Source organism: Sulfitobacter sp. 15WGC (assembly GCF_005068605.1).
GTDB classification, from domain to species: domain Bacteria; phylum Pseudomonadota; class Alphaproteobacteria; order Rhodobacterales; family Rhodobacteraceae; genus Sulfitobacter; species Sulfitobacter faviae.
Genome location: NZ_SZNL01000127.1, coordinates 1 through 255 on the forward strand (window position 1 = coordinate 1; position 255 = coordinate 255).

General features: G+C 60.8%; 1 protein-coding gene. It reads left to right on the forward strand.

What is annotated here, in order from left to right; genetic code table 11:
- Window positions 1–134 (forward strand): SPOR domain-containing protein (locus FCK22_RS18250; protein ID WP_136720773.1); only part of this gene is annotated, 134 nt, incomplete at its 5' end.
- Window positions 135–255 lie beyond the last annotated feature (121 nt).

Below are 255 nucleotides of genomic sequence, written 5' to 3' on the forward strand. Positions count from 1 at the left end.
AGCAAAGCGCGATCAATAACAAACCCTTCTGGCGCGTGGTGATCGGCCCCGCCACCAGCAAATCCGAACTCGATACCCTTCTCAAGAAGGTCAAGGCCGAGGGCTTTACCGACGCCTACGCCGTGTCGAACTGACAAACCGGAGGAAATGCTTCCTATGATCCGCCTTTTTGCCGCCGCCGTGGCACTGGTGCTGACGCTCCAGCCCGCCGCCGCTTTCGATACCCGCGCCACCGCCGCCTATGTGTTGGACCAG